The sequence below is a fragment of the Myxococcus sp. CA033 genome, from assembly GCF_013336625.1.
GTDB lineage: Bacteria > Myxococcota > Myxococcia > Myxococcales > Myxococcaceae > Myxococcus > Myxococcus llanfairpwllgwyngyllgogerychwyrndrobwllllantysiliogogogochensis.
The window spans coordinates 147796-160665 of record NZ_JABUMU010000022.1 but is presented as its reverse complement, the minus strand read 5'-3'; the positions used below and the strand labels follow the sequence as shown (position 1 = coordinate 160665).

Here is a 12870-nt window from a genome sequence, read left to right as displayed (position 1 = left end):
AGCGATGGCGAAGTCACCCCGGAGGCTGGGGCTTGTTCGGGCGCGCGGTCAGTCGATGGTGGAGTACGCCGTGGTCACCGCGGCGCTGATGGGCTTTACCGTGATGGGCTGGCCGTTCCTGGTGCAGTTGCTGAACGCGCTGCAGCGGTACTTCGGTTCCATCTACTACGTCATCCAGTCGCCCATCCCGTAGGGGCATGGAGTCGCCCCCGGCATGGGGGCGGGGCCCGTGGCATCGAGGCCAGGACGGAGTCGTGACTCGCGGATGCCGTGAGTGAGGCCGCGCGGGCTTTCCCGTACGTGAGCGCACCGGAACCGCGCCACCTACGTGTTTCCCCCGAAACATCTGCTCAAGCGTGCGAGGGAGGCCTGGCTGCCCCACGGGCCAGCAGGCAGTGCATGGCCTCTCATGCCTCCCAGCAATGTCGGGTGTTTGTCATATCTCCGTGTCGTGGGTTCCCACCATGGAGCATGGCTGTATTTGTCCGGTGCATGTGAGGGCAAGCGGCCGAGGTGACGCGATTGTGACGAAGGCAACGCCTCGTGGGGAATGATTGTCATTCATGTGCAGGGGGCAACATTGCGGGTTTTGAGTGGAGGTTTTGATTCCCAGGGATTTTGAGGGGGGCGCTGTGGGTGTGGTAGTGATTGGTGTATGCGATGTCGCCTCTGCTTTCGCCTTGCAAGGGCACAGTCTGGACAGGCTGCGGTGGAGTCCGCGATTGTCCTGCCGCTCTTCGTCTTTCTCATCCTGGGCATCCTGCAGTTGGGGTTGATGCACCAGGCGCGGCTCCTGACGAAGTACGCCGCCTATAAAGCGGTGCGGGCCGGCTCCATCCACAACGCGAGCGTGAAGGAGATGGAGCGGGCGGCGGTCGCCGTGCTCCTGCCGATGCTGGCCAAGCGCTCCTCGGGGCCGGACGGCATCGAATATGTCCGCCCGGTGAACAGCGGGCAGGACTTCACGACGAAGTGGAGCGAGCTGAAGAGCAACGAGATGGCGGACACGGACTTGAAGTACGCCGAGGTCACCATCTGCGGGCCGACGAAGGCGGACGTGGGCGGCGGCGGTGGTGAGCTGGACTTCGACGACCCGGACAACGCGACCTCCGACGACTGGAAGCAGAGCCACCGCACCAAGCTGCGTGTGCAGGTGACGTTCAACTACCGGCTCGTCATCCCGTTCGCGGATTGGGTCATCTACAACGCCGCGCGCGCCCGCGACATGCCCATGGTGGTGCGCATGGGTGAGGTGAAGGCGGCGGAGAAGAGCAAGGCCGCCGGGCGCAGGTTCGGGAGCGCCGGCAAGGGCGAGAGCCCCTACGACAGCGCCGCCTCCAAGGGCATCTACATCGCGCCCATCCGCGCCACGTACACGATGCGGATGCAGTCGAATCTCTACCTCAACACCAGCGACCTTCCAGGGAGCAACGTATGCCTCTTCCCGTTCTCCTACTGAGCCGGCGTCGCCGCTCCCAGCGCGGACAGGCCATTGTCCTGGGCTCGCTGTCGTTCCTGGTGCTCGCGCTGATGGTGACGCTGAGCTTCAACCTGAGCCACGCGCTGCGCCAGAAGATGAGCCTGCAGCAACATGGCGATGCCATGTCGTTCTCCATGGGCGTGTTGGAGGCGCGGGCACTCAACTATTACGCGGTGACCAACCGGGCCATCGCTGGCTCCTACGTGGCGATGAACAGCCTTCACGCGTACATGGCCACCGCGAGCATCACCGGCGAAATCATGCGGGCAGGGCAAAAGACCTTCATACCGATTCTCGCGCAGGAGACCGCCAAGTGCATCGCCAGTAAGGGGACGAGCCCTTGCTGCCAGCACGCGGTGGAGGCGGGGAAGGTCCTGGCGAAGTTCAGGAAGCAGGGCGATATGTACGACCGGAGCGTCCGGGGGCTGGAGGGGAACTTCAGGACCGCCATGACGGGACTGGACCTCATGGTGGACAACATCCACACCTCGCAGCGCTCGGTCCATGAGAAGACCGTGCAGGCGGTGAAGGACGGCTCCAGCCATGGCCTGTCCCGGCTCAAGACCGACACCGCTCCCAACGTGAGCGACCTGTCTTCCGCGGTGGGGGCCCTCAACGCCAACGAGTTCAATTGCGCCGTGGATGGGATGCAATGCCAGGGCAGCGTGCCGAACTCCTCGCCCGAGGCCCGTGCGCGCGTCGTGACGGAGATTGGCAATGCGAGCCGTTCGGGATGGCCCGCGAACCGGAACATCATGGGGGGGCTTCCGACACATCTTCATCCTGAGTTCGTGAAGGAGGTCCTGGATATTCCCGGCACGGGGGCGAACACGCTGACCCTCCACAAGGGCTCTTCCAAGACGGTGCAGAGTAAGAACAAGGTCTACGGAGGCGGTCAGAGTTCGGGCAACCAGGGCTCCACCGTGGCCGCCGCCGAGTCAGGGCTCTTCACCCAGGTCACCTGGTACGACGCGACTCCGGTGCCGTGGCCCTATGACGCCTCCATCTGGAGTGACTCAGGAGGCGGTGGTCACTCCGTCGGTGGGGCGCACCGGGGCCAGCATCGCTTCGAGGGCACCAACGTGCGGGCGCTCATGGCGTGCGCGGGCTCGGGCAACTGCTTCATGAAGTACCGCGCCAACCCGGATCAGGGACGGGACTGGGGCCAGCCGCGCGTCTACAGCTATTACACGATGAAGCTGAACGTCGGTGACCCGAAGAAGGCCCCGTGGGAGCTCAACAACTCCCGGCGCGTGAAGTTCGAGCACGGCGCCCAGGGCTCGGGTGACCTGACGTTGGCCGCTGGCGAGGGCATGAGCCTGTCCAAGTCCCTGGTCTACTACCACCGCTTCAAGCAGGGCGGCTGGTCGGAGCCTCCCAACCTCTTCGCCCCCTACTGGCGCGTGAAGCTGCATCCCTTCACCCCGCAGGAGGCCAAGAAGGTGCTGGAGGACGCGGGCAACAGCGACGCGGCCACCATCGCCGAGGCACCGGAGGTGTCGCTGTGAGGCCCATGAAGAGAGCTGGGACGCGAATCGCTCGGGGCGCCGCCGCGGTGGAGACGGCCCTGTGCATGCTCGTCATCATCCCCGTGTTCATGTACGCCATCTTCCTGGACGACCTCTTGCGCCACGTGCTGGACGCGCAGGAGACCGCGCTCTCCACCGTCTGGGATTATGCGGTGTCGGACTACGCGGCGGAGCCCAAGGGGGGAGAGTCCTTCGCGGGTTTCTCCCAGACGCAGGGCCTGGCCCGGCAGATGTACTGCGACCACGAGTCGGGCCTCGACAGCTACGGACCCGACAAGGGAATCGAGTGCAAGGACGACGTGAGCCACCACCAGGAACTGGTGGCCCACGCGTGCTGGCTGCACCCAGGCGCCCAGCAGGTGGAGTGCACGCTGAATCAGCAGGCGGTGGGCAGCTACGGCGTCACGCTGCACGGGTCGTACATGAGCCAGTTCAACCGGGGCGGGCTCATCCGATGCTCGGCGCGAAGCGGCGTGCAGAACTACCTGCTCCCCAAGACGCTCTTCTCGGAGTTCAGCGACGTCGACCTGGCCAAGGAGCCGAAGGACAAGGGCGCCAAGGACGTCCACGGGAACGCCAAGAAGAAGCGTGACGTGGAGCAGGACACCTACCTGCTCCCCTGGGAGTACATCGCGCTGGTGACGGACACGTGGGCCCTCACCGAGAGCCAGAGCTTCCAGCCCGGCGACTCGCAGAAGAAGGCAGGCGACCTCTACGCACGCGTGGCGCAGGTGTACACGAACGGCGAGAACGCGGGTTACACCCAGATGCAGACCGCTGCCCAGGCGCTCGTCACGCAGGGCATCAGCAACAAGCTGTTCTCTCCCACGCTGGAACTCAGCCTCTCGAAGCCCGGTGATGACCCGACCCGGGTCAGCATGTCCATCCGGCCCCAGAACGGTGGCGCGCCGACCCAGCGAATCAATCAGGGCCAGGGCAGTGGCACCTACTTCAACAACGAGTGGCGCGACTGGGACTCCGACAACAACCAGAAGACGCACGACAAGCGCGGCGACTACTACATGGGCTGCAAGAAGCCGGGGGAGTGCTGATGGCGTCGTTGTCGCGTCGCAAGCCGCGCGGCCAGTCGATGGTGGAGTACGCCACCGTCACGGCCGCGCTGATGGGCTTCACGGTGATGGGCTGGCCGTTCCTGGTGCAACTGCTCAACGCGCTCCAGCGGTACTTCAGCTCCGTCTACTACGTCATCCAGTCCCCCATCCCTTGAGGACGGGGGACCGGGGCGTCACTACGGCTTCACCGTGGTGACGAACTCCGCCTTGCCGCCGGCGACCTTCAGGACGACGGCTTCCTTCACCGCGTCCCGGTTCGCATCCAGGGTGATTCGCCCCGCCACGCCCGGGAAGTCCTTCGTCGCGGCAATCGCGTCGCGCAGCGCCGGGCCGCTCGTGTCCGGGGCGCGCTTGAGCGCCTCCACCAGCACCCGCGCCGCGTCGTACGACAGCGCCGCCACGCTGTCCGGCACGCTGCCGTACTTCTCCTTGTACCGCGCGAGGAACGACTGCAACACCGGGTCCGGGTTGCCCGGCGAGTAGTGGTTGGAGAAGTAGCTGCCCTCCAGCGCGGACCCACCCAGCTCGAACAGCTTGTCGGAGTCCCAGCCGTCACCGCCGAGCAGCGGCACCTTCAGCCCCACCTCGCGCGCCTGCCGCGCGATGATGCCCACGTCGGTGTAGTACCCCGGCACGAACACCGCCTCCGGCTTCACCTGCTTGAGCGCCGTCAGCTGCGCGCGGAAGTCCGTGTCGCCCTTCGAGTAGCTCTCGTTGCCGACAATCGTCCCGCCGAACTCCTGGAACTTCGCCGTGAAGACTTCCGCCAGTCCTATCGAGAAGGCGCTCTTGTTGTCCGTCAGCACCGCGACCTTCGACAGCTTCAGGTTCTCCCGTGCGAACTTCGCCATCACCAGGCCCTGGAACTCGTCGATGAAGCAGACGCGGAAGATGTAGTCGCCCTTCTTCGTCACCTCGGCGCTCGTCGAGGTGGGCGTAATCATCGGCACCTTGCCCACCTGCGCCTTCTCCGCCATCGCCATGGAGACGGAGGAGGCCGCCTCGCCCAGAATCGCCACCACCCTGTCTTGGGTGATGAGCCGCGTCGCCGCCTGCGCCCCTTCCTCCGGACGCCCCTGGCTGTCGTACACGCGCACCGCCAGCGGACGGCCCCGCACCCCGCCCGCGGCGTTCGCCTCGTTGAGGGCCAGCTCGATGCCGTTGCGCGCGGAGACGCCGAACGTCGCCTCGCTGCCCGTCAGGCTGCCCACCTCGCCGATGAGGATGGCCCCCTTCGAGTCAGGAGCCACGGCCTGTGCGTCCGAAGCCGCGGGCGCTTGCGCGGGTGTGCCTGCCTGGGTGCCAGCGGCCTGCGTGTCGCCAGCCTGCCCGGTGGGCGGAGTCTCGGTGGGGGCGGACTTCTTCTCGCAGCCCGCCAGGGCCAGGGCCAGCGTGGCGAGCAGCAGCAGTGGACGCATGAGCGGATTCCCTCCGGAAATCAGGACTCCCACCCTAGCCCTCTCCCCCTTGCCCTCCAACCCGGCGCATTTGAGCACGCGGCCCAAAATGCAATGTGGACTAAATCGGTCCAGATTACATATGACGCGCCCGGTGGCCATGAGGCCCCGTGGGAATGGACCCAGAGAGGAGAGGCGTCCCGCATGCTCCGGATGAGCAAGATGACCGACTACGGCATCGTGCTGATGACCGAGCTGGCTCGCGCGGAGGGTGGCACCCGCACCACTCGCGAGCTGGCGGCGCGCACCCGTGTGCCATTGCCCTCGGCCAGCAAGGTGCTCAAGGGCCTGCTGCAGGCGGGGCTCGTGGTGTCGCACCGGGGTGCCAACGGTGGCTACGGGCTGGCGCATCCCGCCGCGTCGCTCTCCCTGGCGGAGCTGGTGGCCTCGTTGGAGGGCCCCGTCTCGCTCACGGAGTGTGGCGTCCACACCACCGGCGGCGCGCCCTGTGAGCTGGAGGCCGTATGCCAGGTGCGGGGCCACTGGCGGCTCATCAATCAGGCCATTCAGGAGGCCCTGGGGCGCCTGACGCTGGCGGACCTCATCGCCCCGGCGCCGCGCATGCCCGAGCGCCTCATCGGCCTGGGCATCCCCGCGCGGGCCGCCCCGGCAGCCGCCGCCAACACCTCGACATCTTCCGCCACGACAGGAGTTCGCTCATGACCACCGACACCCTCCAGGAACTGACGCGCCGCCCGTACGCGGCCGGCTTCGTCTCCGCGGTGGAGGCGGACACCTTCCCGCCGGGGCTGAACGAGGACGTCATCCGCGCGCTGTCGGAGAAGAAGGGCGAGCCCCCCTTCCTGCTCGAGTGGCGCCTGAAGTCCTACCGCCACTGGCTCACGCTGCGCGAGCCCACGTGGCAGGCCGTCACCTACAAGCCCATCGACTACCAGGCCATCAGCTACTACTCGGCGCCCCGGTTCAAACCGAAGAAGGACAGCCTGGACGAGGTGGACCCGGAGATTCTCCGCACCTACGAGAAGCTGGGCATCCCGTTGGTGGAGCAGCAGCGGCTGCAGAACGTCGCGGTGGATGCCGTGTTCGACTCGGTGTCCGTGGCCACGACGTTCAAGGACAAGCTGGCCAAGGCGGGCGTCATCTTCTGCTCGTTCTCCGAAGCCGTGCGCGAGCACCCGGAGCTGCTCCGCAAGTACCTGGGCTCGGTGGTGCCGCACTCGGACAACTTCTTCGCGGCGCTCAACTCGGCCGTGTTCAGCGACGGCTCGTTCGTCTACATCCCCAAGGGCGTTCGCTGCCCCATGGAGCTGTCCACGTACTTCCGCATCAACGCCGCGGAGACGGGCCAGTTCGAGCGCACCCTCATCGTCGCCGACGAGGGCTCGTACGTGAGCTACCTGGAGGGCTGCACCGCGCCCCAGCGCGACACCAACCAGTTGCATGCGGCCGTGGTGGAGTTGGTGGCGCTCGAGGGGGCCACCATCAAGTACTCCACGGTGCAGAACTGGTATCCGGGTGACGCGGAGGGCAAGGGCGGCATCTACAACTTCGTCACCAAGCGCGGCATCGCCCACAAGCGCGCGAAGATTTCGTGGACGCAGGTGGAGACGGGCTCGGCGATTACGTGGAAGTACCCGAGCGTCATCCTCAAGGGGGATGACTCGGTGGGCGAGTTCTACTCGGTGGCGCTCACCAACAACCTCCAGCAGGCGGACACGGGCACGAAGATGGTGCACCTGGGGAAGAACACCCGCAGCACCATCGTGTCCAAGGGCATCTCCGCGGGACGCGGGCAGAACACGTACCGCGGGCTGGTGAAGGTGCTCAAGAGCGCGGAGAACGCGCGCAACTACACGCAATGCGACTCGTTGCTCCTCGGAGACAAGTGTGGCGCCCACACGGTGCCGTACATCGAGGTGAAGAACGCGTCGGCGCAGGTGGAGCATGAGGCGTCCACGTCGAAGATTGGCGAGGACCAGCTTTTCTACTGTCGGCAGCGCGGCATCTCTCAAGAGGACGCGGTGTCGATGATTGTGAATGGCTTCTGCCGGCAGGTGTTCAAGGAGCTCCCCATGGAGTTCGCGGTGGAAGCACAGAAGCTGCTCGGAGTGAGTCTGGAAGGGAGCGTGGGGTAGGTATGGCTTTGCTGTCCGTTCGGAATCTGCACGCCCGTGTGGGCGACAAGGACATCCTCAAGGGCATCGACCTGGAGGTGGGCGCCGGAGAGGTGCACGCCATCATGGGGCCCAATGGCTCTGGGAAGAGCACCCTGGCGAGCGTGCTCGCGGGGCGGGATGCCTATGAAGTGACGAAGGGCGAGGTCCTCCTCGACGGCAAGCCGTTGTTGGAGCTGGCCCCCGAGGCGCGCGCCGCCGAAGGTGTCTTCCTCGCCTTCCAGTACCCGGTGGAGATTCCGGGCGTGGGCAATCTGCACTTCCTTCGCACCGCGCTCAACGCGCAGCGCCGGGTGAAGGGGCTGGAGGAACTGGACGCGATGGACTTCCTCCAGATGGCCAAGGAGAAGTCCAAGCTGGTGCAGCTCGACGCGGCCTTCATGAACCGCTCGGTGAACGAGGGGTTCTCCGGCGGCGAGAAGAAGCGCAACGAAATCTTCCAGATGGCGGTGCTGGAGCCGCGTCTGGCCATCCTCGACGAGACGGACTCAGGGCTGGACATCGACGCCCTGCGCACGGTGGCGGGTGGGGTGAACGGGCTGCGCTCGCCCCAGCGCGCCATGGTGGTGATTACGCACTACCAGCGGCTGTTGGACTACATCGTCCCGGACAAGGTCCACGTCATGGCGGGCGGGCGAATCATCCGCTCCGGTGGACGCGAGCTGGCGCTGGAGCTGGAGGAGAAGGGCTACGGCTGGCTGGGGCTTCAGGACGGCAAGGGTGCCGCGACGAAGGGCGGGGAGGCACGGCGATGACGCCGGGGCTGACTCGTTATGTGGACGTGGCCTCGCGCTTCCAGGCGCGGGACACGGCGACCACGCCCGCGTGGCTCCAGCGCGTGCGGCAGGAGGGGCTCGCGCACTTCGCGCGGCTGGGTCTGCCCACGACGCGTGACGAGGCGTGGAAGTACACGAACCTCGCGCCCATCGCGGACGGGGCCTTCGTGCCTTCCGCGACTGCGGGGAGCACGGCGGAGCTGGCGGCGGTGGTGGCGCGGCTCGCGCTGCCCGGTCCCCGGCTGGTGTTCGTGGATGGTCGGCTGTCGCCGGAGCTGTCGTCGGTGGCGGGCCTGCCGCGGGGCCTGACGCTGAAGCCGCTGCGCGACGCACTGGTGGAGGACGGGGCATTCCTGGAGGCGGAGCTGGGGCAGCGGGCGCTCGCGGCGGAGCATGCCTTCACGGCGCTCAACGCGGCGTTGCTGGAGGACGGGGCCGTGCTGCGCCTGGCGCCGGGGGCGCTGAGCGAGGTGCCCGTGCAGCTCGTCTTCCTGACCCGGGGTGATGCGCCGGTGCTGGCCAGTCCGCGCATCCTCGTGGTGGCGGGAGAGGGCAGCGAGGCGACGCTGGTGGAGACGTATGCCAGCGCGACGGGCGGCGGCTCGGGCCAGGGCTTCACCAACGCGGTGACGGAGGTGACGCTCGGCGACAACGCCAGCTTGAAGCATTACCGGCTCCAGGCGGAGGGTGACGCGGCGGTGCACGTGGGAGGTCTGCACGTGCGGCAGGGCCGTGACAGCCGCTTCGTGTCGCACACCTTCGCCTTTGGCGGCGTGCTGGCTCGCAACGAGGTGCATGTCACCTTCGCGGGCGAGGGCGGCGACGCCACCCTCAATGGCCTGTACGTGGGGCGCGGAACGCAGCACCTGGACCAGCGGACGGCGCTGGACCACGCAGTGCCCCGCTGCACCAGCCGCGAGCTGTACAAGGGCGTGCTGGATGACCGCGCGCGAGGCACCTTCCACGGACTGGTGAAGGTGCGGCAGGACGCGCAGCGCACGGACTCGCGGCAGCAGAACCGCAACCTGCTCCTGTCGGAGCACGCGCAGGCGGACACCCGGCCGCAGCTCGAAATCCTGGCGGACGATGTGAAGTGCGCGCACGGCGCCGTGGTGGGGCGGCTGGACGCGCAGGCGCTGTTCTATCTGCGCTCGCGAGGCATTCCCCGCGCGGAGGCGGAGCGGTTGCTCACGTATGCCTTCGCTCGGGAGTTGGTGGATGCGGTGCCGGAAGGGCCGGTGCGCGCGAGCGTGGAAGGGCTGCTCGCCCCGAAGCTTCCGGGTGCACCCCGGACGGAGGTGACGGCATGAGCACGTTCGACGTGCGGCGCGTCCGTCAGGACTTCCCCCTGCTTCACCAGGAGGTGCGGGGCCGGCCCCTGGTGTACCTGGACAGCGCGGCGACGGCGCAGAAGCCGCAAGCCGTCATCGACGCCATCGTCCGCTTCTACCAGCACGACAACGCCAACGTGCACCGGGGGGTCCACGTCCTCTCGGAGCGGGCCACCGAGGCCTACGAGGGCGCGCGTGAGACGGTGCGTGGCTTCCTCAACGCTCGGGACGCGCGGGAAATCATCTTCGTGCGCGGTACCACCGAGGCCATCAACCTGGTGGCGCAGACGTATGGCCGCAAGCACGTGGGGCCCGGGGATGAAATCCTCATCACCCAGATGGAGCACCACGCGAACATCGTCCCCTGGAAGATGCTCTGCGAGCAGACGGGGGCGACGCTGCGGGTGATTCCGGTGGATGACCGGGGCGAGCTCGTGCTCGACGCGGTGGACGCGCTGCTCACGGAGAAGACGCGCATCCTCGCGGTGACCCACGTGTCCAACGCGCTGGGCACCGTGAATCCGGTGAAGGAGCTGACGCGCCGGGCCCACGCCAAGGGCATCCCCGTGCTGGTGGATGGGGCGCAGTCGGTCACGCACTTCCCGGTGGATGTGCAGGACCTGGGCTGCGACTTCTATGCGCTGAGCGGGCACAAGCTGTTCGGCCCCACGGGCATCGGCGTGCTGTACGGGCGCCTGGAGCGCCTGGAGCCGATGCCTCCGTATCAGGGCGGCGGCGACATGATTCTCTCCGTGACGATGGAGAAGATTACGTACAACCGCGTGCCGCACCGGTTCGAGGCGGGGACGCCGAACCTGGAGGGCGCGGTGGGGCTGGCGGCGGCCATCCGCTATCTGCAGGCGCTGGGGCTGGACGCCATCGCCGAGCATGACCGGGCGCTGATGGCCTACGCCACGCAGGCGCTGGAGTCGGTGCCGGGGCTGCGGCTGGTGGGCACCGCGCGCGAGAAGGCGGGCGTGCTGTCCTTCACGCTGGAGGACATCCACCCGCACGACGTGGGGACGATTCTGGACCGCGAGGGCATCTGCATCCGCACGGGCCACCACTGCGCGCAGCCGGTGATGCAGCACTTCAAGCTGCCGGCGACGGCGCGGGCGTCCCTGGCGCTCTACAACACGCGCGAGGACGTGGACGCGCTCGTGCGTGGATTGCACAAGGTGAGGGAGGTGTTCCGATGAGCTCGGGCTCGGACGACTTGAAGGACCTCTACCAGGAGGTGGTGCTGGAGCACTCCAAGCGGCCGCGCAACTACCGCGTGGTGGAGGGCGCCAACCACGAGGCGGCGGGGCACAACCCGCTGTGCGGAGACCAGCTCTCCGTGACGATGAAGGTGGATGGAGACGTCATCCGCGACATCGGCTTCCAGGGGCAGGGGTGCGCGATTTCCCGCGCCTCCGCGTCGCTGATGACCGGGGTGGTGAAGGACAAGACGCGCGCGGAGGCGGAGGCCCTCTTCGAGAAGGTGCACAAGCTGGTGACGGAGGGGCCGGAGTCGGTGGACGTGGAGGCGCTGGGCAAGCTCGCGGTGCTGTCCGGCGTGAGCGAGTTCCCTGCCCGGGTGAAGTGCGCCAGCCTCGCGTGGCACACGATGCGCGCGGCGCTGGAAGGGCGAGATGAAGCGGTTTCCACGGAGTAGGGAAGGAGGAAGCGGACCATGCGAGGCGTGACGGCGATGTTGGAGCGGGAGGTTCCCGCGACCATCATTCCCAGTGGTGACAGGGTGGTGCTGCCGGAGGGCGCGGAGCTGCGGGTGATGCAGACCCTGGGCGGCAACATCACGGTGCAGGACCCCTACGGGCAGCTCTTCCGCATCGACGAGAAGGACGGCGCGGCGCTGGGCGCGGAGTATGCGCCGCAGGAGAAGGCCGCCGGGGACGCCAGTGCCTTCCACGAGGAGCAGGTCTGGGAGCAACTGCGCACGGTGTATGACCCGGAGATTCCGGTGAACATCGTGGAGCTGGGCCTGGTGTACGCGTGCAAGGCGGAGCCGCTGCCGGAAGGCGGTCAGCGCGTGGACATCCAGATGACTCTGACGGCGCCCGGCTGTGGCATGGGCCCGGTGTTGGTGGACGACGTGCGCACCAAGGTGGGCTCGGTGCCGGGTGTGAAGGAAGCCAACGTCGAGCTGGTCTGGGACCCGCCCTGGGACCAGGGCCGGATGACGGACGTGGCGCGGCTCCAGCTCGGCTGGATGTGACGCGCGGAGCGGCTGTTCGCGTGTGAAGTCGTCGTCGCCGAGCCGTGTGCCCTCGCACGCGGCTCAGGCGTGCGCCCGGGGTACCCTCGTGAGGTCCCCGCTGTGCATGAGGCGCGTCAGCGTGACGCGAGCCTGCGGACGCCGAAGCTCAAGGCCGCCGTGGCGAGGCTCCCCGCGAGCAGCCGAGGCCAGCGGCGCGTCGGCTCCGTCGGAGCATGGTAGCGCGCGGGCGCGGGGTGCTCCCCGGCGTGGCGGATGCGCTCGCGCACCTCCGGCATCTTCTCCTCGAACAGCTCCACCATGGCGCGCTCGAAGAGGGGCAGGTCTTGCGGCCCCCGGCTGGAGACCCAGTTGTCGTCGCGCACCATCGCCTCGTCGCGCCACTGCGCGCCGGAGTTCTTCACATCGTCGCGGATGCCGGGCCACGAGGTGAGCGTGCGCCCCTCGGTGAGCCCCGCCGAGATGAGCAGCCACGGCGCGTGACAGATGATGGCGATGGGCAGGTTGAGCGAATCCGCGTCGTGGATGAAGTCCTTCGCGAGCGCGCTCTGTCGCAGCGTGTCCGGGTTGATGAGACCTCCGGGCAGGAGCACCGCGTCGAAGTCCGCCGCCTTCACGTCCTTCAGCGTCGCGTCCACGCGGACCTTCTTGCCGGGGAGCATGTGGTTCATGCCTCGGATGTGGCCGGGCAGGAGCGACACGAGGGTCACCTCCGCGCCCTGGCGCTCCAGCTTCTTGACTGGCCGCGTCAGCTCCACCTGCTCGAAGCCGCTCGTCGCCAGCACCGCCACCCGCAAGCCCTTCAGCTTCTTCATCGCGCGCTCCTGTCCCCTGGACGCTCCGGACTCTGTGCATGGTGGTGCGTCCCTGC

14 protein-coding genes are annotated in these 12870 nt (G+C 67.6%); 12 read left to right on the top strand and 2 right to left on the bottom strand.

What is annotated here, in order from left to right; all coding sequences use genetic code 11:
- Positions 1-4 precede the first annotated feature (4 nt).
- The 5 genes from HUA78_RS35455 (at position 5) to HUA78_RS35435 (ending at position 4237) form a co-directional block, all read left to right on the top strand.
- Positions 5-193 (top strand): hypothetical protein, encoded by a 189-nt coding sequence (locus tag HUA78_RS35455; protein ID WP_141644460.1) that lies wholly within the window; start codon positions 5-7, stop codon positions 191-193.
- 462 nt (positions 194-655) lie between these two features.
- Positions 656-1459, top strand: a complete 804-nt coding sequence (locus HUA78_RS35450) for a TadE/TadG family type IV pilus assembly protein (protein WP_174478190.1) — start codon at positions 656-658, stop codon at positions 1457-1459.
- Positions 1435-2988 carry a hypothetical protein gene (locus tag HUA78_RS35445; protein ID WP_174478189.1) on the top strand — a complete coding sequence of 518 codons (1554 nt, stop codon included), beginning with the start codon at positions 1435-1437 and terminating at the stop codon, positions 2986-2988. Before HUA78_RS35450 ends, HUA78_RS35445 begins: the two co-directional genes overlap by 25 nt.
- 5 nt (positions 2989-2993) lie before the next feature.
- On the top strand, positions 2994-4061 hold the full coding sequence (locus tag HUA78_RS35440) for a hypothetical protein (RefSeq protein WP_174478188.1): 1068 nt from the start codon (positions 2994-2996) through the stop codon (positions 4059-4061).
- A complete protein-coding gene (locus HUA78_RS35435) occupies positions 4061-4237 on the top strand; it encodes a hypothetical protein (RefSeq protein ID WP_174478187.1) in 177 nt (58 codons plus the stop codon). The genes HUA78_RS35440 and HUA78_RS35435 overlap by 1 nt, the downstream gene beginning before the upstream one ends.
- Positions 4238-4258: 21 nt before the next feature.
- Here the strand turns inward: HUA78_RS35435 and HUA78_RS35430 are convergent, their stop codons facing one another.
- On the bottom strand, positions 4259-5500 hold the full coding sequence (locus tag HUA78_RS35430) for an ABC transporter substrate-binding protein (RefSeq protein WP_174478186.1): 1242 nt from the start codon (positions 5498-5500) through the stop codon (positions 4259-4261).
- A gap of 183 nt (positions 5501-5683) precedes the next feature.
- Between HUA78_RS35430 and HUA78_RS35425 the strand changes: the two genes are divergently transcribed.
- From HUA78_RS35425 to sufT, 7 genes are read left to right on the top strand one after another with little or no spacing between them, the layout of a single operon-like run.
- The gene (locus HUA78_RS35425; protein ID WP_141644454.1) at positions 5684-6202 is read left to right on the top strand and encodes an SUF system Fe-S cluster assembly regulator; all 519 of its coding nucleotides are present in this window, start codon (positions 5684-5686) and stop codon (positions 6200-6202) included.
- Positions 6199-7635, top strand: a complete 1437-nt coding sequence (sufB, locus tag HUA78_RS35420) for a Fe-S cluster assembly protein SufB (RefSeq protein ID WP_141644453.1) — start codon at positions 6199-6201, stop codon at positions 7633-7635. The genes HUA78_RS35425 and sufB overlap by 4 nt, the downstream gene beginning before the upstream one ends.
- 2 nt (positions 7636-7637) lie before the next feature.
- A complete protein-coding gene (gene sufC, locus HUA78_RS35415; protein ID WP_141644452.1) occupies positions 7638-8429 on the top strand; it encodes a Fe-S cluster assembly ATPase SufC in 792 nt (263 codons plus the stop codon).
- Positions 8426-9760, top strand: a complete 1335-nt coding sequence (gene sufD, locus HUA78_RS35410) for a Fe-S cluster assembly protein SufD (protein WP_141644451.1) — start codon at positions 8426-8428, stop codon at positions 9758-9760. Before sufC ends, sufD begins: the two co-directional genes overlap by 4 nt.
- Complete coding sequence (locus HUA78_RS35405; RefSeq protein WP_174478185.1) at positions 9757-10980, top strand: cysteine desulfurase; 1224 nt, start codon at positions 9757-9759, stop codon at positions 10978-10980. The genes sufD and HUA78_RS35405 overlap by 4 nt, the downstream gene beginning before the upstream one ends.
- Entirely contained in the window at positions 10977-11438 is a 462-nt protein-coding gene (gene sufU / locus HUA78_RS35400) for a Fe-S cluster assembly sulfur transfer protein SufU (protein WP_141644449.1), read from the top strand. The genes HUA78_RS35405 and sufU overlap by 4 nt, the downstream gene beginning before the upstream one ends.
- Positions 11439-11456: 18 nt before the next feature.
- Complete coding sequence (gene sufT / locus HUA78_RS35395) at positions 11457-11999, top strand: putative Fe-S cluster assembly protein SufT (protein WP_141644448.1); 543 nt, start codon at positions 11457-11459, stop codon at positions 11997-11999.
- Between the two features lie 116 nt (positions 12000-12115).
- On the opposite strand, the gene HUA78_RS35390 is transcribed toward sufT, so the two are convergent.
- Positions 12116-12814, bottom strand: a complete 699-nt coding sequence (locus tag HUA78_RS35390) for a type 1 glutamine amidotransferase domain-containing protein (RefSeq protein ID WP_141644447.1) — start codon at positions 12812-12814, stop codon at positions 12116-12118.
- Positions 12815-12870: the final 56 nt, after the last annotated feature.

What these genes read in the sequence shown, in the direction of transcription:
- sufU (WP_141644449.1), top strand. Translation starts at nt 10,977, where the DNA reads ATGAGCTCGGGCTCGGACGACTTGAAGGACCTCTACCAGGAGGTGGTG.
- HUA78_RS35450 (WP_174478190.1), top strand. Translation starts at nt 656, where the DNA reads ATGCGATGTCGCCTCTGCTTTCGCCTTGCAAGGGCACAGTCTGGACAG.
- HUA78_RS35445 (WP_174478189.1), top strand. Translation starts at nt 1,435, where the DNA reads ATGCCTCTTCCCGTTCTCCTACTGAGCCGGCGTCGCCGCTCCCAGCGC.
- HUA78_RS35440 (WP_174478188.1), top strand. Translation starts at nt 2,994, where the DNA reads ATGAAGAGAGCTGGGACGCGAATCGCTCGGGGCGCCGCCGCGGTGGAG.
- HUA78_RS35390 (WP_141644447.1), bottom strand. Translation starts at nt 12,814, where the DNA reads ATGAAGAAGCTGAAGGGCTTGCGGGTGGCGGTGCTGGCGACGAGCGGC.
- HUA78_RS35425 (WP_141644454.1), top strand. Translation starts at nt 5,684, where the DNA reads ATGCTCCGGATGAGCAAGATGACCGACTACGGCATCGTGCTGATGACC.
- HUA78_RS35455 (WP_141644460.1), top strand. Translation starts at nt 5, where the DNA reads ATGGCGAAGTCACCCCGGAGGCTGGGGCTTGTTCGGGCGCGCGGTCAG.
- HUA78_RS35405 (WP_174478185.1), top strand. Translation starts at nt 9,757, where the DNA reads ATGAGCACGTTCGACGTGCGGCGCGTCCGTCAGGACTTCCCCCTGCTT.
- sufD (WP_141644451.1), top strand. Translation starts at nt 8,426, where the DNA reads ATGACGCCGGGGCTGACTCGTTATGTGGACGTGGCCTCGCGCTTCCAG.
- sufT (WP_141644448.1), top strand. Translation starts at nt 11,457, where the DNA reads ATGCGAGGCGTGACGGCGATGTTGGAGCGGGAGGTTCCCGCGACCATC.
- sufC (WP_141644452.1), top strand. Translation starts at nt 7,638, where the DNA reads ATGGCTTTGCTGTCCGTTCGGAATCTGCACGCCCGTGTGGGCGACAAG.
- sufB (WP_141644453.1), top strand. Translation starts at nt 6,199, where the DNA reads ATGACCACCGACACCCTCCAGGAACTGACGCGCCGCCCGTACGCGGCC.
- HUA78_RS35430 (WP_174478186.1), bottom strand. Translation starts at nt 5,500, where the DNA reads ATGCGTCCACTGCTGCTGCTCGCCACGCTGGCCCTGGCCCTGGCGGGC.
- HUA78_RS35435 (WP_174478187.1), top strand. Translation starts at nt 4,061, where the DNA reads ATGGCGTCGTTGTCGCGTCGCAAGCCGCGCGGCCAGTCGATGGTGGAG.